This window comes from Rhodoferax sp. (genome assembly GCF_011391645.1).
Taxonomy (GTDB): Bacteria; Pseudomonadota; Gammaproteobacteria; order Burkholderiales; family Burkholderiaceae_C; genus Rhodoferax.
The window spans coordinates 1-17,600 of record NZ_JAABQC010000055.1 but is presented as its reverse complement, the minus strand read 5'-3'; the positions used below and the strand labels follow the sequence as shown (position 1 = coordinate 17,600).

The 17,600-nt window shown below is 60.3% G+C and carries 14 protein-coding genes, 1 tRNA gene, 1 other RNA gene and 2 pseudogenes; 10 read left to right on the top strand and 8 right to left on the bottom strand.

The window, feature by feature from the left end; translation table 11 throughout:
- Positions 1-138 precede the first annotated feature (138 nt).
- From ssrA to GPS82_RS08500, 8 genes are all read right to left on the bottom strand, one after another.
- Positions 139-515: a transfer-messenger RNA gene (gene ssrA / locus GPS82_RS08535) on the bottom strand.
- Positions 516-526: 11 nt separating this feature from the next.
- Positions 527-1,219, bottom strand: a complete 693-nt coding sequence (locus GPS82_RS08530; RefSeq protein ID WP_296493340.1) for an HAD-IA family hydrolase — start codon at positions 1,217-1,219, stop codon at positions 527-529.
- Entirely contained in the window at positions 1,216-1,938 is a 723-nt protein-coding gene (gene ubiG / locus GPS82_RS08525; RefSeq protein ID WP_296493337.1) for a bifunctional 2-polyprenyl-6-hydroxyphenol methylase/3-demethylubiquinol 3-O-methyltransferase UbiG, read from the bottom strand. Before ubiG ends, GPS82_RS08530 begins: the two co-directional genes overlap by 4 nt.
- Positions 1,939-2,043: 105 nt before the next feature.
- Positions 2,044-2,349: a high-potential iron-sulfur protein gene (locus tag GPS82_RS08520; RefSeq protein WP_296493335.1), complete on the bottom strand. Its 306-nt coding sequence runs from the start codon at positions 2,347-2,349 to the stop codon at positions 2,044-2,046.
- 168 nt (positions 2,350-2,517) lie between these two features.
- Positions 2,518-3,525 carry an adenosine kinase gene (locus GPS82_RS08515; RefSeq protein ID WP_296493333.1) on the bottom strand — a complete coding sequence of 336 codons (1,008 nt, stop codon included), beginning with the start codon at positions 3,523-3,525 and terminating at the stop codon, positions 2,518-2,520.
- Between the two features lie 2 nt (positions 3,526-3,527).
- Positions 3,528-4,301: a ferredoxin--NADP reductase gene (locus GPS82_RS08510; RefSeq protein WP_296493332.1), complete on the bottom strand. Its 774-nt coding sequence runs from the start codon at positions 4,299-4,301 to the stop codon at positions 3,528-3,530.
- A 50-nt stretch (positions 4,302-4,351) separates the two neighbouring features.
- Positions 4,352-6,982 (bottom strand): alanine--tRNA ligase, encoded by a 2,631-nt coding sequence (gene alaS, locus GPS82_RS08505; RefSeq protein ID WP_296493330.1) that lies wholly within the window; start codon positions 6,980-6,982, stop codon positions 4,352-4,354.
- A gap of 102 nt (positions 6,983-7,084) precedes the next feature.
- On the bottom strand, positions 7,085-8,479 hold the full coding sequence (locus GPS82_RS08500) for a PLP-dependent aminotransferase family protein (RefSeq protein ID WP_296493328.1): 1,395 nt from the start codon (positions 8,477-8,479) through the stop codon (positions 7,085-7,087).
- Positions 8,480-8,627: 148 nt separating this feature from the next.
- On the opposite strand from GPS82_RS08500, the gene gabT reads away from it, so the two are divergent.
- The 10 genes and pseudogenes from gabT to GPS82_RS08450 form a co-directional block, all read left to right on the top strand.
- The gene (gene gabT / locus GPS82_RS08495) at positions 8,628-9,920 is read left to right on the top strand and encodes a 4-aminobutyrate--2-oxoglutarate transaminase (RefSeq protein WP_296493326.1); all 1,293 of its coding nucleotides are present in this window, start codon (positions 8,628-8,630) and stop codon (positions 9,918-9,920) included.
- Positions 9,921-10,001: 81 nt separating this feature from the next.
- A complete protein-coding gene (locus tag GPS82_RS08490; RefSeq protein WP_296493324.1) occupies positions 10,002-11,096 on the top strand; it encodes an ABC transporter ATP-binding protein in 1,095 nt (364 codons plus the stop codon).
- Between the two features lie 46 nt (positions 11,097-11,142).
- On the top strand, positions 11,143-12,174 hold the full coding sequence (locus GPS82_RS08485; protein ID WP_296493322.1) for an ABC transporter substrate-binding protein: 1,032 nt from the start codon (positions 11,143-11,145) through the stop codon (positions 12,172-12,174).
- 22 nt (positions 12,175-12,196) lie between these two features.
- Positions 12,197-13,447, top strand: coding sequence for an ABC transporter permease (locus GPS82_RS08480; protein ID WP_296493320.1), 1,251 nt, complete (start codon positions 12,197-12,199; stop codon positions 13,445-13,447).
- Between the two features lie 5 nt (positions 13,448-13,452).
- Positions 13,453-14,277 carry an ABC transporter permease gene (locus GPS82_RS08475; RefSeq protein ID WP_296493318.1) on the top strand — a complete coding sequence of 275 codons (825 nt, stop codon included), beginning with the start codon at positions 13,453-13,455 and terminating at the stop codon, positions 14,275-14,277.
- Positions 14,274-15,215, top strand: coding sequence for an agmatinase (gene speB, locus GPS82_RS08470; RefSeq protein WP_296493315.1), 942 nt, complete (start codon positions 14,274-14,276; stop codon positions 15,213-15,215). Before GPS82_RS08475 ends, speB begins: the two co-directional genes overlap by 4 nt.
- A gap of 28 nt (positions 15,216-15,243) precedes the next feature.
- On the top strand, positions 15,244-16,722 hold the full coding sequence (locus GPS82_RS08465; RefSeq protein WP_296493338.1) for an NAD-dependent succinate-semialdehyde dehydrogenase: 1,479 nt from the start codon (positions 15,244-15,246) through the stop codon (positions 16,720-16,722).
- A gap of 88 nt (positions 16,723-16,810) precedes the next feature.
- Positions 16,811-16,884 (top strand) — tRNA-Gly (locus GPS82_RS08460).
- A gap of 108 nt (positions 16,885-16,992) precedes the next feature.
- Positions 16,993-17,271: pseudogene (locus tag GPS82_RS08455) on the top strand (MarR family winged helix-turn-helix transcriptional regulator); the annotation flags it as partial.
- A gap of 75 nt (positions 17,272-17,346) precedes the next feature.
- Positions 17,347-17,600: pseudogene (locus tag GPS82_RS08450) on the top strand (lipid-transfer protein); the annotation flags it as partial.

Sequence of the window (17,600 nt, the reverse complement as noted above, 5' to 3'; positions counted from 1 at the left end):
TCCGTTCCCCGATATGTTCCCCGCTTTCGGCCTGGCTGTCAATAGCCCTCGTTAGCCCTTGCTATCGAATAACTCATTGATTTACAAAAGAAAAAGGCCGCTAAGTGTATGTCCTTAGCGGCCTTTATCACAGGGTAATGGTGGAGCTGGCGGGATTTGAACCCGCGTCCGCAAACCTTCTTCGAACAGTTCTACATGTGTAGCCGTCTGATTTGGATCTCGCTTTTCACATCGCGCAGTGGCACGCTATGCAAATCGCCAGCAACCTATTTTCTCGACCCACCCTAAGTTACCCAAGGCGGGCCCAGCCGAATGAAATTACCCCACAGCCTGGACAGCTTGCGCTACCCTTGCCCAGCCGATCGGCTGACTGTTGTGAGGCTCACGTGCAATTAAGCAGCGAGTGCGAAACGTTCGTCGTTTGCAGTTAGTTTTTTTGAATCAGTTTTACGAGCGCATTCAGCTCGACATGCCCTGCTGCGCGTCCGAATCCACGTCGAAACCAGTGCAGCCCCAGAACGCTATTTTAGGCTGTGCTGCAAAATTGCAATAGCGGCAACAGTTCATTCACATAATTAATTGTGGCGTTTGCGCCCCACCGGCTCGTGTCGGCCTGCGCCCCAAGGTAGCCGTAGGTGACCGCCACGGTGACCATTCCGGCGGCCAGACCGGCCACGATGTCACGTTCATCGTCGCCCACATACACGCAGCGGCTGGCGTCCACACCCATACGCCGGGCTGCCTCCAGCAAGGGGGCCGGATGCGGCTTGGCGTGGGGTGTGGTGTCGCCGCTCACAATGGCGCCTGCCGTTGCAAACAAGGCCATCGAGCCCGTCAGTGGCAAAGTGAAGCGCTCGGCTTTGTTGGTCACCACGCCCCACTTGACGCCCTGATTGACAAAGGACTCCAGCAACTCGGGCACGCCGTCAAATATCTGGGTGCGCTGGGTCAGGCTGCGCTCATAGTTGCAAAAGAACTCTTCCCGCAGGGTCATGTAGTCAGCGTGCTCGGGGGTCATGCCAAACGCCACGGCGAGCAGGCCGCGGGCGCCGGCGCCGGCCATGGGTCGGTACTGCGCCAGCGGCAGTGATGGCAGTCCGCGCGCCAGACGCATGGCATCGGCTGCGGCAGCCAGATCAGGAGCGCTGTCGATCAGCGTGCCATCCAGGTCGAAAAGCACCGCTTGCACATTGGCAAACCGGGCCTGCTGCGCCGTCACGCTGGCAAACTCGCCGGTTTTTGGGTGGCCAGCAGGTAATTGACGCTGGTATTGCTGTTGAGCCAATAGCGCTGGGTTAGCGGGTTAAACGACAAACCCTTCGTATGCATGACATCCAGGCCGGCGCGGCGGCAATAGCTTGCCAACTCGCTGGGACGGATGAACTTGGCAAATTCGTGGGTGCCGCGCGGCAACATGTTGAGCACATATTCAGCCCCCACGATCGCCTGCAGGAAGGACATGGGGTTGCGGTTGAGCGTAGAGAAAAATACCCAGCCGCCTGGCTTGACCAGGGTGGCGCAGGCCTGCACCACAGAAGCCGGGTCAGGCACATGCTCGAGCATTTCCATGCAGGTCACCACATCAAAACCCGCGGGCTGCTCCAGCGCCATGGCCTCGGCGCTGATCTCGCGGTATTGCACGTTTTCGGTTTGGGCGTCCATGGCGTGCAACTGGGCAATGCGCAACGCTTTGGTGGACAGGTCGATGCCGGTCGCCTTGGCGCCAGAGCGAGCCAGCGAGTCGGTCAATATGCCGCCGCCGCAACCCACATCAAGCGCGTCTTTGTCCTGAAGAACACAAAGCTCTTTCATCCATGCCAAGCGCAAGGGGTTGATCTGGTGCAGCGGGCGAAACTCGCCATCGGCATCCCACCAGCGGTGGGCCAGGTCGGAAAATTTGGCCAGCTCGGCCGGATCAGCATTGAGTGTTGGATTCATGGCCAGATTATCCGAAATTTCGCATTGCCCTGATGCACCAGGCCCAAAAACAAAACCCACCGCGAGGGTGGGTTTTGCGAGTACCGGATAAATCCAGTTGCGTGCTTATGCCTTTTTGGCCCAGGCACTGCACCAACCCTTGCCGGCCACTTGCTTGCCAGCAAACAGCGGGCAACCACCGGCAGCATCAGCAGCCTTGCCTTGGAACAGGGCGCAGTTGTTGCACAGCTGTGCGGCAGTGTGCTTGGGGTATTTCTTGGCGTCTGCCTTGGTGGTGTCAGCCACATAGCCCAAGCCCTTGGCATTGGCATCGGTCTCTGCCACCATGGGAGCGGCCGCCATCACCGTACCGGAAGCCAAAACGCTGGCACCAACCACAGATTGCATCATGAATACGCGACGTGTCGTCATAGGAAATTTTCCTTTAAAGTTGAACAAAAATATTTGCAGCCAGCCCTGCTATGGTGGGAGTTTAACGCTTAAACCTGAACGGACGCTTAACGAAAACCCTAAAGGCCGGCGTTGCATCCGGCATGTTCAGCGTCTTCGCACCATGACTTCGCAAGGATGGCTTGCGCCTTAATTTACGGCACCATATTGCGCAAAGTCGGCTTTCAGACCGTGCATCGCATCATGACTGAGGCGGTTGCCGTATTGGGACACGACGCGGCCGGCGCATTGATTGGCCAGCCAGGCGGCATGCGCATGGCTGTGGCCGTGCGTCACCGCATACAAAAAGGCGCCGGCAAACATGTCGCCCGCCCCGTTGGTGTCGATGGCTTTAACCGGTGCCGCTGGCACCTCGGTCACCTGGCCGGCGTCAAGCACCAGACAACCCTTGGCACTGCGCGTCAAGCAGACGGTGTGCGCCTGTTGCCCGAGCTGCTGGCAGATGATTGCCAAATCGGTGGTACCGCACCACACCTGGGCTTCTTCCTCGTTGCAGAACAAAAAGTCCAGGTCAGTGCCAACCATGGCATCCAGCCCGGGGCGGCAAAAATTGATCATGCTCATGTCGCTCAGCGTGGTGGCCAGCTTGACCCCCGCCTGTGCGGCAATGGCGCGCCCCTTGATGGCAGCGGCCAGGCCTGACGGCGAGGCGGCCAGGTAGCCTTCCATGTAATAGACACGGGCCTTGACGATATCGTGCGGGTGCAGCGCCGACTCGTCAAGGTCGGCCGTGGCCCCCAGAAAAGTGCTCATGCTGCGCTCGGCATCGGGCGTCACCATCACCAGGCAGCTGCCGGTTTGGCCCTCGGGCGGTTTGGTGTGGGTGAGGTTGGTGGCGACGCCGTTGGCGATCAGGTCTTTGGTGTAGAAGTCGCCCAGTTCGTCATCGGCCACCCGGCAAGAGTAAAACGCCCTGCCCCCGAGCTGCGCCAGTGCCACCACGGTATTGCCAGCCGACCCGCCGCCCGTGCGGTGCGACTTGACGCTGTGCACATGCTTGAGGAGTTCGGCGCGGCGAGGGCCGTCAATGAGCGTCATGTGGCGCTTTTCAACACCGGCCGCCTGCAACTGTTCGTCAGAAACCTCGTATTCGGTGTCGACCAGCGCGTTGCCAATGGCGTAAAGGTGATAACTCATGCTCACTGTTCCACAAAGGCGCGTTCGACCACAAAGTCACCCTGCTTGGTGGTGTTTCCTTCCAGGAAACCCCGCTTCTCCAGAATATGCTTCAAATCCTTGAGCAAGGCCGGGCTGCCGCACAGCATGGCGCGGTCTGTGGCCGGGTCAAATTTTGGCAAGCCCAGGTCAGCTTGCAGTTTGCCCGACTCAATCAGATCGGTGATGCGGCCCTGGTTCTTGTAGGGCTCGCGCGTCACCGTGGGGTAGTAAAGCATTTGCGCGGTCACCATGTCACCCAGAAACTCATGCTCGGGCAATTCCAGCGTCAGATAGTCGTGATATGCCAACTCGGCCACCTGGCGCACGCCGTGCACCAGGATGACTTTTTCAAACTTTTCGTAAGTGTCAGGATCGCGAACGATGCTCAAAAACGGGGCCAGGCCGGTGCCGGTGCCAAACAGGTACAAATTTTTGCCGGGCAGCAGGTAGTCAATCAACAACGTGCCAGTGGGTTTCTTGCCGACCACGATTTTGTCGCCCACCTTGATGTGCTGCAGCCGCGATGTGAGCGGCCCGTCCTGCACCTTGATGCTCAGAAACTCCAGGTGGTCTTCGTAGTTGGCGCTGACGATGCTGTAGGCGCGCAGCAGCGGTTTGCCGTCCACCCGCAGGCCGATCATGGTGAAGTGACCATTGGAGAAGCGCAGCGTTTCGTCACGCGTGGTGGTAAAGCTGAACAGCCGGTCAGTCCAGTGGTGGACGCTTAAAACGGTTTCATTCAAAAAAGCACTCATGGGATATTGATCCAGTTAAAGCCAAAAAATGGGTTCAGCGGCGGCGTTCATCACAGCCTGGGTTCGAGCCAGCCCTGCACGCTGGCCAGGGCTTCCGCCAGTTTGGCGGGCTCGGTGCCGCCGGCCATGGCCATGTCAGCTTTGCCGCCGCCCTTGCCGCCGACTTGCGCCGCCACAAAGTTGACCAGTTCTCCAGCCTTGACCCTGGCCGTGGTGTCTGCGGTCACACCCACGGCGATTTGCACCTTGGCACCGTCCACCACACCCAGCACGATCACGGCGGTTTTCAGCTTGTCCTTGAGCTTGTCCATGGTGTCGCGCAGCGTGCGGGCATCACCGCCTTCAAGCCGGGCTGCCAGCACCTTGACGCCCTTCACCTCAACCGCCTGGTTCACCAGTTCATCACCCTGCGCAGAGGCCAGCTTGCCTTTGAGCGCGGTGAGTTCTTTCTCCAGATCACGCATTTGCTCCAGCATCGCGCCCACGCGGGCCGACACTTCGTTGGGCATCACCTTGAGCGTGCCGGCAATGCCGCCAAGCATGGTTTCCATGCCCTGCACATAGGCTAGCGCGTTGGTGCCGGTCACCGCCTCAATGCGGCGCACGCCGGAGGCCACGCCGCCTTCTGCAGTGATGCTGAACAAGCCAATATCACCCGTGCGCTGCACATGGGTGCCGCCGCACAACTCGCGGCTGCTGCCAATGTCCAGCACTCGCACAGACTCACCGTATTTCTCGCCAAACAGCATCATGGCCCCGGTTTTTTGCGCCGATTCGATGTCCATCACCTGGGCCTGGGTGGCGGCATTGGCCAAAATCTCGGCATTCACGCGGGCCTCGATCTCGCGGATTTCTGCGTCGGTCACCGGCGCATTGTGGGCAAAGTCAAAGCGTGTGCGCTCGGCATTGACCAGGCTGCCCTTTTGCTGCACATGGCCGCCCAACACGTCGCGCAGGGCCTTGTGCATCAGGTGCGTGACCGAGTGGTTGCGCTGTGTGGCCAAGCGCAATGAGGTGTTGACATGGGCCGTGACGGTGTCGCCCACCTTGAGCGCGCCGGCCGCGAGCGTGCCGTGGTGGCCAAACACATCGGCCTTGATTTTTTGGGTGTCCTGCACCTCAAACAGCGCGTGGTCGCAAAAAACGGCACCGGCATCACCCACCTGCCCGCCGCTCTCGCTGTAAAACGGCGTGGTGGCCAGCACCAGCACCCCGTTTTGGCCCGCCTTGATGTCGGTGGTGCTGGCACCATCGACGTAGATCGCCACCACCTCGGTGCTTGCCGTCAACTGGTCGTAGCCGACAAACACATTGCCAGCGCCGGTGTAGTCCAGCGCCTTGTCCATTTTGAACTTGCCTGCGGCGCGGCCCTGGGCCTTTTGCCTTTCCATGGCAGCGTTGAAGCCAGCCGCATCCACACTAAGGCCGCGCTCGCGGCAAACATCGGCCGACAGGTCGAGCGGAAAACCGAAGGTGTCGTGCAGCTTGAATGCCACATCACCGGGCAAGACCTTGACGCCCCCGGCGAGTGCCTCGTCCAGGATCTGCATGCCGACTTCAAGGGTCTCGTAAAAGCGCTCTTCCTCGACGCGCAGCACGTCCATGATGCGGTCAGCCTGGGCCGCCAGGCTGGGGTAGGCATCGCCCATCACGGCCACCAGATCTGGCACCAGCTTGTGAAAAAACGGGGTCTTCTGGCCCAACTTGTAGCCATGGCGAATGGCGCGGCGGATGATGCGGCGCTGCACATAACCACGCCCTTCATTGCCCGGCAACACGCCGTCGCTCACCAGAAACGCGGTGGCACGAATGTGGTCGGCAATCACCTTGAGCGAGTTGTTGCCCAGGTCTGCGCAACGGGTTTCACGCGCGGCGGCCTTGATCAGCGCATCGAACAGGTCAATTTCGTAGTTGCTGTGCACATGCTGCAAGATGGCGGCCAGGCGCTCCAGGCCCATGCCGGTGTCCACGCAGGGCGCGGGCAGTGGTGTGACCGAGCCGTCGTCGGCCATGTTGAACTGCATGAACACGTTGTTCCAGATCTCGATGAAGCGGTCACCGTCTTCATCGGGGCTGCCCGGCGGGCCGCCCGGAATATGATCGCCGTGGTCGTAGAAAATCTCACTGCAGGGGCCGCAGGGGCCGGTGTCGGCCATCATCCAAAAGTTGTCAGACTTGTAGCGCCCGCCCTTGTTGTCGCCAATGCGAATCACACGCTCGGGTGGCAGGCCAATTTCTTTGGTCCAGATGTCATAGGCCTCGTCATCTTCTTCATAGACCGTGGCCAGCAGGCGCTCTGCGGGCAGTTTGTAAACCACCGTCAGCAACTCCCAGGCCCACTTGAGCGACTCGCGCTTGAAATAGTCGCCAAAGCTCCAGTTGCCCAGCATCTCGAAAAAGGTGTGGTGGCGCGCGGTGTAACCCACGTTTTCCAGGTCGTTGTGCTTGCCGCCCGCGCGCAGGCAGGCCTGCACCGAGGCCGCGCGCACGTAACTGCGCTTGTCGGACCCCAAAAACACGTCCTTGAACTGCACCATGCCGGAGTTGGTGAACATCAGCGTGGGGTCGTTGCCAGGCACCAGCGGGCTGCTGGCCACCACGGTGTGGCCCTTGGAGGCAAAAAAGTCGAGAAAGGTCTTGCGGATGTCGGCAACAGAGACCGGGGCAACGGTTGAATTCATGGCTTGAGAGACCTGGTTTTCAGAGATGGGTAAAGGCAGCAGCGAAGGACGAACCCGCAGCACGTCAGGTGCGCGGGTTACAAAGCCCACCATTTTAGGTGATCAGTGGGGTTTGCATTGCGCCCCCAAAAAGTCGAACAGGGCCGGCTCATCACAGAAGATCACGTTAAAACGCAGCCACGGACTGGTCTGCAGATCGGGGCTGAACAGATGCCCGGGGCCCAGCAAAATATCCTGCTCGGCGGCCTTGTAGGCCAGTTCAGCCGAATCGGCCACAGCCGGATGGCGTGCCCACAAAAAAATTCCCGCCTTGGGCTCACAAAAGATCTCAAAGCCGGCTTTGATCAGGTCTGATGCCGCCTTCACATGCGCTTTGGCCAGGCGTTCGCGCAGCCCCTTGACGTGCTTGCGACTGCGCCCATCCGTCTGCGCCTCATAGGCCAGGCGCTCGCTGAATTCGCTGGAGGTCAGGCCCGAAATCATCTTGAGTTGCGCCAGGTCCTCAAGCAAATCCGGGTTCGCGGCCAGGTAGCCAACGCGAATGTTGGGCGAGATCGTTTTGGAAAAACTGCTGATGTAAATCACCCGGTTCAACTGATCCAGGCTGGCCAGCGAGGGCCGGGGCTCGGGGTCCAGGTCTGCGTAAATGTCGTTCTCGACCACCAAAAAGTCGTGCTTGTCGGCCAACTGCATCACCCGGTGCAAATGCGCCAGTTGGGCGATCGAGCCAGTGGGGCTTTGCAGGCGCGGCTGGGTAAAAAATACCTTGGGCCGTTCCTCAACCACCAGGCGCTCCAGCGCCGCCAGATCGTAGCCTGAAGGGGTGCGCGGCACACCGATCAGGCGCGCACCCAGAAACCGCAAAGAAAACAAAAGATTGGGATAGCCCGGATCATCCACCAGCACCGCGTCTCCGGGGCGCACCAGGCGGCGCGCCACCAGGTCCATGGCCTGGCTGGAACCCTGGGTCAGCAGCACCTGCTCTGCGGTGACTGCAATCTCTTGCTCGGCCAGCAGTTCACGCACCACCTTGCGCAGGGGCAGGTAACCCTTGGGTTCGCCGTAACCACTCAAATCAACATCTTCTGCGGCCAGACTGCGCAGGCCGCGCCGCACGCCCTCCTGAAACAGCCAGTCGCCCGGCAACCAGCCGCAACCCGGCTTGATGCGCAGCGACCGGTTTTCAAAAATTCGCCGCAAGTACCACATTGAATCAAAACTGAAGTTGGGCCCGTGGCCCGGCAGCTCTGTGATGGAAGTGGGTCGCTGTTTGACAAAAAACCCCGAGTGCGGCCTGGAGGCAAAGTAGCCCCGCGCCACCAACCGGTCATAGGCGTCCACCACCGTGAAAACACTCACGTTGTGGGCATGGGCAAACTGGCGGATCGAGGGTGCCTTGGAGCCTGCGCGCAGCTCGCCGCCGTCAATGGCGGCACAAAAACCATCCACGATTTGCAGCACCAGGGGTGTCGTACTTTGCGGGTTGAGCGTGAACATGGTTCGAGTTAGGGTTTGTCTGTATTGGCCTCCAGGGCTGCACAGTACATCCTCAAAAAAGACCTAACTGTATATGGTTACAAGATCACATGACCATTACAGTCCCATCACTTTGTCATCACCAACCCCCTGCCCAGGAGTAACACCCATGCTTACCAAGACACAAAAAACCAACGCCGCCCTGATGACCCGCCGCGCGGCCGCCATTCCCCGTGGCGTGGGTCAGAGCCACGAGGTGTTCATTGCCCGCGGCGAAAACGCCGAGGTGTGGGACGTGGAGGGAAGGCGCTACATTGACTTCGCCGGCGGCATCGCCGTGCTGAACACCGGCCATTGCCACCCCGAGATCATGCAGGCCGTCAAGGACCAGATCGACCGCTTCACACACACCTGCTTTCAGGTGCTGGCCTACGAGTCGTATGTGGAACTGGCCGAGCGCATCAACGCCCTGGCACCCGGCAACTTTGCCAAGAAGACCCTGTTTTTGACGGCTGGTGCCGAAGCAGTTGAAAACGCCATCAAGATTGCCCGCGCACACACCAAGCGCAGCGCCATCATTGCGTTCACCAGCGGTTACCACGGCCGCACCCTGCTCACCCTGGGCTTGACGGGCAAGGTGGCTCCCTACAAGCTCGGCTTCGGTCCCTTCCCGAACGAGATTTTCCATGCCCAGTTTCCCAACGCCGCGCATGGCGTGAGCGTGGATGACTCGATTGCCTCCATCGAATTGATCTTCAAAAACGACGTGGAAGCCAGTCGGGTGGCTGCCATCATCGTCGAGCCGGTGCAGGGTGAAGGCGGCTTCAATGTGGCCCCCACCGAGTTTTTGCAGCGCCTGCGCGCCTTGTGCGACCAGCACGGAATTTTGATGATTGCCGACGAGATCCAGACCGGGGCCGGCCGCACCGGCACCTGGTTTGCCATCGAGCAAAGCGGCGTCGCCCCTGACATGATCACCATGGCCAAGTCCATGGCTGGTGGTTACCCGATTTCCGGCGTGGTGGGGCGTGCAGAAGTGATGGACGCCCCCGCCCCCGGCGGCCTGGGTGGCACCTACGCCGGCAGCCCGATTGCCTGCGCTGCGGCACTGGCCGTGCTGGATATTTTTGAGAAAGAGAACCTGCTGGAACGCAGCCGCGCGCTGGGCGCGCACATGACCGCCAGGCTGAAAGCCATGGCCGCCAAAGACCCACGCATCAGCGACGTGCGCGGTTTGGGTGCCATGGTGGCCATTGAACTGTGCAAAAACGGCGACGCGCACCAACCCAATGCAGAGTTGGCCAAAGCCCTGGCCGCCGAGGCCACCAAACGCGGCCTGATCTTGCTGACCTGCGGCACTTACGGCAACGTGGTGCGCATTCTGGTGCCATTGACCGCCAGCGATGCCATCGTCAACGAAGGCCTGGACATCATCGAAGCCTGTCTGGCTGCGGTAGCCTGACTGGCACGATATTTGCGTGGTTAAAACAACTTGCAGCCCATATTCCACGGGTATCAAGTGCTTTTTAAAGAATAGCAAATAATGGCTTTGTCTGACCCCCTCGTTCGCTTCACCGGCGTCCAAAAAACCTATGACGGCAGCACCCTGGTGGTGCGCGACCTGAACCTTGACATCCAGACTGGCGAATTCCTGTCGCTGCTGGGGCCGTCAGGGTCGGGCAAAACCACCACCTTGATGATGCTGGCCGGTTTTGAGTCGCCCACCTCGGGCGAAATTCTTCTGGCGGGCAAGTCCATCACCCGAACGCCACCGCACAAGCGCAACTTTGGCATGGTGTTTCAAAACTATGCCCTGTTTCCGCACATGACGATTGCCGACAATGTGGCCTACCCGCTCACCGTGCGCAAGTTTGGCAAGGCCGAGCGTGAGGCCAAGGTCAAACGGGCGCTCGACATGGTGCAAATGGGCAGCAAAGGGGAGCGTTTTCCCGGCCAGCTCTCGGGCGGCCAGCAACAACGCATTGCCCTGGCACGCGCCCTGGTGTTTGACCCGCAACTGGTGCTCATGGACGAGCCGCTGGGCGCGCTCGACAAGCAGTTGCGCGAACACATGCAGCTCGAACTCAAAGAGTTGCACCGCAAGCTCGGCTTGACCTTTGTCTACGTCACCCACGACCAGTCTGAAGCCCTCACCATGTCGGACCGGGTGGCGGTGTTCAACGACGGGTTGATCCAGCAGATTGACACCGTCACCACGCTTTATGAGTCGCCGAAGAACCGCTTTGTGGCCAGTTTTGTCGGTGACAACACCGTGCTGGACGCACAGATCACCGTCACCGAGCGTGGCGCCGGTGGCACCTGCAAGGTGCGTCTGCCGTGCGGCACCGAACTGCAAGGGCAAGACATCAACGGCGCGCCACTGAATTACCCGGTGCAAGCCTGCATTCGCCCGGAGCGCGCGCGCATCAGCCCGGTCAGTGAACCCGCGCCTCCCAACAGCCTGCGCGCGCAGGTGAATGACCTGATTTACTTTGGTGACCATCTGCGGGTGCGTTGCTCGGTTGACAAGCAAGTGCCAACCACCGTCAAGATTGCGCTTTCCAGCCCCAACATCCCGCAGGCCGGTGATGTTGTCTGGCTGGTTTTGCCCCCTGAGCATTTGCGGATTTATGCCTGACCCGCATGCGTTTTTCGGTTTATTTTCAACCCCAAGGAGACCTTTCATGAAATTCACCCCTCTGGTTGCGGCCTGCGCCGCGCTGTTTACATTGTCTGTCCAAGCCCAGACCCAGTTGACCGTGGTCAACTTCGGTGGCGCCAACGGCAACGCCCAAAAAGTGGCCTACTTTGCCCCCTATGAGAAAGCCACCGGCAACAAGGTGGTGGGTGTGGAATACAACGGCGAGCAAGCCAAGATCAAGGCCATGGTCGAATCCAAAAAAGTCAACTGGGACGTGGTTGAGGTCGAATCCCCCGACGTGACCCGCGGCTGCGACGAAGGTCTGTTCGAGAAGCTCGACTACAGCAAGATCGGCAACAAGGCCGACTTCACCCCCGCAGCCATTCATGAATGCGGTATCGGCACTTTTGTCTGGTCCACCGTGATGGCCTATGACGCTGACAAGCTCAAGACTGCGCCCACCACCTGGGCAGATTTTTGGGACGTGAAGAAATTTGCCGGCAAACGCGCCATGCGCAAGGGCGCCCGCTACAACGTCGAATTTGCCCTGATGGCCGACGGCGTGCCGGTGGCTGACGTGTACAAAGTGCTCAAAACCAAAGAGGGTGCTGACCGCGCCTTCAAGAAACTCACCGAACTCAAGCCCAACATTCAGTGGTGGGAAGCCGGTGCCCAGCCGCCCCAGTTTTTGGTGGCGGGTGACGTGGTCATGACCACCGCCTACAACGGCCGCATTGACGCCGCCCAGCGCGAAGGCAAAAACCTCAAGATCACCTGGACCGGTGGCATCTATGACCTGGATTACTGGGTCATGCCAAAAGGCACTCCCAACAAGGAAGCCGCCCTGAAGTTCATTGCCCTGGCCAGCAGCGCCGATGCCCAGGCTGAATACGCCAAAAACATCGCTTACGGCCCGACCAACACCAAGGCGCTCGCCAAGCTTGATGCCAAAGTGCTGGCCGGCCTGCCGACAGCGCCAGCCAACGCCAAGACGGCCCTGCAGTTCAACGTGAGCTTCTGGGCCGACCAGGGTGAGGCGCTTGAAAAGCGTTTTGCCGCCTGGGCCGCGCAGTAAGTAGCGCCAAGGAGAGAGGGCAATGGCTGTGACCACCTTGAGCACGACTGTGATTCCCACAGACCTCGCAGTTCAATTGCGACGCTCCCAGCGCCGCAAAAAAGCTTTTGCCATCTCTCTGACCCTGCCCCTGCTGATTTTTCTGCTGGCCGTCTTCATCGTGCCGATTGGCGCGCTGCTGGTGCGCGCTGTGGAAAATCCGGAGGTGGCCAGCACGCTCAAGCAAACCGTGGCGGTGCTCGACAACTGGGACCGCACCTCCAACCCACCCGACACCGCCTACGCCGCCCTGGCCACTGACCTGGCCGCCATTGCCGAACAATCCGATGCAGGCGGACTGGCGCGCCGTCTGAACAGTGAAATCAGCGGCGCACGCTCACTCGTCATGAGCACCTACCGCGCCCTGCCCTTCGACGCTGGCCTGAGCCCCGATCAAATCAAGGCCCGCATGCTTGAGATTGACCCGCGCTGGGCTGAATTGGGCTACTGGCAGGCGATTGCCAAAAATGGCTCGCGCTGGACCCCCGACTACCTGCTGACCGCCGTTGACCTGAAACGCGACATCGAAGGCGACATCGTCAAGGTCGACGCCGACTCAGCGGCATTTTTCAAGATCCTGATGCGCACCTTCAGCATCAGCGCCGTGGTGACCATTTTTTGTCTGCTGCTGGGTTACCCGCTGGCCTACTGGCTGTCTACCCTGACACCGCGCCAGGCCAACATTTTGATGATTCTGGTGCTGGTGCCGTTCTGGACCTCGATTCTGGTGCGCTCGGCGGCCTGGATCGTGCTGTTGCAGTCCAACGGGCTGGTGAACCGCTCCTTGCTTGAAATCGGCTTCATCAGCGAACCGCTGCCGCTGCTGTTCAACCGGCTGGGGGTCATCATCGCCATGGTGCACATCCTGCTGCCGTTCATGATTCTGCCGCTGTACAGCGTGATGAAATCGGTGCCCGCCACCTACTTGCGTGCCGCCGTGTCACTGGGCAGTTCGCCCTTGGCGGCGTTTTTCCGGGTGTATATGCCACAAACCTACCCCGGCATTGGTGCCGGCGGCCTGCTGGTGTTTATTCTGAGCATTGGTTATTACGTGACCCCGGCACTGCTGGGCGGCGCCGATGACCAGATGCTGAGCTACTACATTGCCCAGTACACCAATGTGACCGTGAACTGGGGCATGGCCTGCGCCCTGGGTGCCGTGCTGCTGAGTGCCACACTGGTGCTGTACGCGTTGTACCGCCGTGTGGTGAAAACTGAATTGAGTATGGGGTAAATCACATGTCACTTCCTGCTCGCCCCATGTTTCCGGCCTACGCCACCCTGCCCGACAAGATTGGCTGGTACCTGCTTCGCGTTGTTGGCGCGCTGGTGCTGGTCTTTTTGCTGCTGCCCATTCTGGTCATCATTCCGCTCTCATTCAGCGCCAGCTCGTTCCTGTCTTACCCCATGCCGGGTTGGTCGCTGCAGTGGTACGACAACCTGTTCAGCTCGGCTGAATGGGCGCGCGCCACGCGCAACAGCTTCATCGTGGCCCCCTTGGCCACCATCCTCGCCACCATTCTGGGCACCCTGGCCGCCGTGGGTTTGGCGCGGGTCAACTTTTGGGGCAAAGGCGCGCTGATGAGCCTGCTGATTGCACCAATGGTGGTGCCAATTGTGGTGGTGGGTGTCAGCACCTACCTGTTTTTTGCCCGCATTGGCATCAATGACACCTATCTGGGGCTGGTGCTGGTGCACGCGGCACTGGGTGCGCCATTTGTGCTGACCACGGTGCTGGCCACCCTGCAAAACTTTAACGAGAACCTGATCCGCGCCTCCTTGAGCCTGGGCGCGGGCCACACCACCACCTTTTTCCGCGTCACCCTGCCCATCATTGCGCCGGGTGTGATCTCGGGCGCGCTGTTTGCCTTTGCCACCTCGTTTGACGAAGTGGTGGTGACCCTCTTTATCGCCGGGCCCACCCAGGTCACGCTGCCGCGCCAGATGTTCACCGGCATTCGTGAAAACATCAACCCCACGATCGCGGCCGTGGCCACCCTGCTGATCATCTTCACCACCACGCTGATGCTGGGGCTGGAGTGGCTGCGCGGCAGAAGGCGATGAAAAATCAGCCCCTGTCAGGCAATGCCATGCCGCGTTTTGGCGGCATTGCCAGCATGATGCGCCTGCCGGTGGCCAGCTCGGCACAGGGTCTGGACGCCGCCTTCATCGGTGTGCCGCTCGACATTGGCACCAGCCACCGGCCCGGCGCGCGTTTCGGTCCGCGCGAAATCCGCTCTGAATCATCCTTGATCCGCCCTTACAACATGGCCACCGGTGCCGCACCCTTCGACACCTTGCAGGTGGCCGATCTGGGCGATGTGCCCATCAACACCTATTCGATCGAAAAATCCCTGCCCATCATCACCGACTTCTACCAAACGGTGCTGCGCGAGGGCTGCAAGCCGCTGACACTGGGCGGCGACCACACCATCGCGCTGCCCATCCTGCGCGCCATGGCCGCCAGGCACGGCCCGGTGGCCATGGTGCATGTGGACGCACACGCCGATGTGAACGCCGACATGTTTGGCGAGCGCATTGCCCATGGCACACCGTTTCGCCGCGCGGTTGAAGAAAACCTGCTGGACTGCCACAAGGTGTTCCAAATTGGCTTGCGCGGCAGCGGTTACGCCCGGGACGACTTTGACTGGCCGCGCGAGCAGGGCTTTACCCTGGTGATGGCGCATGAGGTCTGGTACCAGTCGCTGGCACCGCTGATGGCAAAAATTCGCGCGCAAATCGGCACTGCCCCCTGCTACCTGAGCTTTGACATTGACGGCATTGACCCCGCCTACGCGGGTGGCACCGGCACGCCCGAGATCGGCGGCTTGAGCGTGCCGCAGGCGCTGGAAATCATTCGCGGCTGCCACGGGCTTAACCTGGTCGGTGGTGATCTGGTGGAGGTTTCGCCAGCCTACGACACGTCGGGCAATACCGCCTTGCTGGGGGCAAATTTGCTCTACGAAATGCTGTGCGTGCTGCCCGGTGTCACCAGACGTTAATATTCACAAGTTAGACCACCTTTTTGGAATTCCCAACATGACTTCACCCTTGTCCTTGCTCATAGACCCCAGCCTGCTGAAAACCGATGCACTGATCAACGGCCACTGGGTCGCTGGCAACAGCCGCTTTGACATCACAGACCCCGCCACCGGCAAGAAGCTGGCCGATGTCGCCAACCTCGGCCCGGCCGACGCAGAGAATGCCATCGCCGCCGCCAACGCCGCCTGGCCGGCCTGGCGCAACAAGACCGCCAAAGAGCGCAGCATCATCCTGCGCCGGTGGTATGACTTGCTGATGGCGAACCAGGAGGATCTGGGCCGCATCATGACCGCCGAGCAAGGCAAGCCGCTGCCCGAGGCCAAGGGCGAAGTGGCCTACGGCGCCAGCTTTGTCGAATGGTTTGCCGAAGAGGCCAAGCGCATCAACGGCGAAACCCTGCCCCAGTTCGACAACAACCGCCGCCTGCTGGTGCTGCGCCAGCCGATTGGCGTGTGCGCGGCCATCACCCCGTGGAACTTCCCGATTGCCATGATCACCCGCAAAGTGGCCCCCGCGCTGGCGGCCGGCTGCACGGTGATCATCAAACCGGCGGAACTGACACCGCTCACCGCTTTGGCGGCCGCTGAGCTGGCCATTCGCGCGGGCATTCCGCCCGGTGTGCTCAACATGCTCACCGCCGACGCCGACAACTCGATTGCCGTGGGCAAGGTGCTGTGCGCCAGCGACGTGGTGCGCCACATCAGCTTCACCGGCTCCACCGAAGTCGGCCGCATTTTGATGGCGCAGAGCGCGCCCACCGTCAAAAAGCTGTCACTCGAACTCGGCGGCAATGCGCCTTTCATCGTGTTTGACGACGCAGACATCGACAGCGCGGTTGAAGGCGCGTTTGCCAGCAAATACCGCAACGCCGGCCAGACTTGCGTCTGCTCCAACCGTTTTTACGTTCAGGCGGGCGTTTACGACGAATTTGTCACCAAGTTTGCTGCCAAGGTCAAAACCGCCAAGGTCGGCAACGGCTTTGAAGAAGGCGTCAACCAGGGCCCGCTGATTGAAGAAGCGGCACTGCAAAAAGTGGAACGCCACGTGCAGGACGCCGTGGCCAAGGGCGCCCGCTTGCTGGTGGGTGGCAAACGCCTGTCAGGCCAGTTCTTCGAGCCCACCGTGGTGGCCGATGCCACTGCCGACATGCTGTGCGCCCGGGAGGAAACCTTCGGGCCCTTTGCCCCGGTGTTCAAGTTTGACACCGAGGCCGAGGCCATCTTTGCCGCCAACAACACCGAGTTTGGTCTGGCCAGCTACTTCTACAGCCGCGACATCGGGCGAATCTGGCGCGTGAGCGAGGCGCTGGAATACGGCATGGTTGGCATCAATGTGGGCATTCTGGCCACCGAGCATGTGCCGTTTGGCGGGGTCAAGCAGTCTGGCCTGGGCCGCGAAGGCTCGCACCACGGCATTGACGACTATGTGGAAATCAAGTACCTGTGTATTGGTGACATCCTGAAATAAATGGCGCGGCGACTGGCCGGCAGCGCGCCTGGCCAGTGTCAAGTTTGACGCCACTGAGCATGTACACTAGTGCCTCCTTGCGACAAACGCGGGTGTAGTTCAATGGTAGAACTTTTGCTTCCCAAGCAAATAGCGTGGGTTCGATTCCCATCACCCGCTCCATCTGGTCATCCCAGATCGCATCAAAACATCTCATAACCCGTTGATTCTCCTGGAACAACGGGTTTTTTGTTGCCTCAAGTCGTCTCGATGGTTGGAGTTTGCACCGACTATCCCGACCGGGATTGGGCGACTGTCGGCGAACTGGCGGAACGTCTGCAGGCGCAACAGCATGGCGTGGTTGCGCTGGTTTCGCGCTGCGAGACGATGGGTCTGGTGGAACGCCGTCGCTCCACTGAAGATCGGCGACGGATCGAAATTCACCTGCTGGAGAAAGGTGAGCACCTGCTGACCAAACTCGCAGGCCTGCACCGGGCTGCGCTGATGTCATTGCGCGGACGTTTTGTTGTCCCCGATATGCGGGCCTTTGACCACTTGCAGATCAGCTGATCCACCGCGACATGAGCGGCTGACAAGCGGCTTTGATCAATAATCAATCCTCTTCACTTGGGCCTGAGGATAGAAATGACTCAAAAATCATTTGTTGCTGGCGTTGGCATGATTCCGTTCGTCAAACCCGGTGCCAGCGACACCTATGACAAGATGGGCGCCGAGGCAACCCGACGCGCGCTGGCCGATGCGGGGCTGGACTATGGTCTGGTTCGGCAAGCATTTGCGGGGTATGTCTACGGCGACTCCACCTGCGGTCAAAAAGCCATCTACCAAGTGGGCATGAGCGGCATACCGGTGGTCAATGTCAACAACAATTGTTCGACCGG

Bases quoted from the DNA above. Each gene is read 5' to 3' on its own strand.
- GPS82_RS08475 (WP_296493318.1), top strand. From the start codon at position 13,453: ATGTCACTTCCTGCTCGCCCCATGTTTCCGGCCTACGCCACCCTGCCC.
- GPS82_RS08500 (WP_296493328.1), bottom strand. From the start codon at position 8,479: ATGTTCACGCTCAACCCGCAAAGTACGACACCCCTGGTGCTGCAAATC.
- GPS82_RS08490 (WP_296493324.1), top strand. From the start codon at position 10,002: ATGGCTTTGTCTGACCCCCTCGTTCGCTTCACCGGCGTCCAAAAAACC.
- gabT (WP_296493326.1), top strand. From the start codon at position 8,628: ATGCTTACCAAGACACAAAAAACCAACGCCGCCCTGATGACCCGCCGC.
- GPS82_RS08515 (WP_296493333.1), bottom strand. From the start codon at position 3,525: ATGAGTTATCACCTTTACGCCATTGGCAACGCGCTGGTCGACACCGAA.
- GPS82_RS08520 (WP_296493335.1), bottom strand. From the start codon at position 2,349: ATGACGACACGTCGCGTATTCATGATGCAATCTGTGGTTGGTGCCAGC.
- GPS82_RS08510 (WP_296493332.1), bottom strand. From the start codon at position 4,301: ATGAGTGCTTTTTTGAATGAAACCGTTTTAAGCGTCCACCACTGGACT.
- speB (WP_296493315.1), top strand. From the start codon at position 14,274: ATGAAAAATCAGCCCCTGTCAGGCAATGCCATGCCGCGTTTTGGCGGC.
- ubiG (WP_296493337.1), bottom strand. From the start codon at position 1,938: ATGAATCCAACACTCAATGCTGATCCGGCCGAGCTGGCCAAATTTTCC.
- GPS82_RS08485 (WP_296493322.1), top strand. From the start codon at position 11,143: ATGAAATTCACCCCTCTGGTTGCGGCCTGCGCCGCGCTGTTTACATTG.
- GPS82_RS08480 (WP_296493320.1), top strand. From the start codon at position 12,197: ATGGCTGTGACCACCTTGAGCACGACTGTGATTCCCACAGACCTCGCA.
- alaS (WP_296493330.1), bottom strand. From the start codon at position 6,982: ATGAATTCAACCGTTGCCCCGGTCTCTGTTGCCGACATCCGCAAGACC.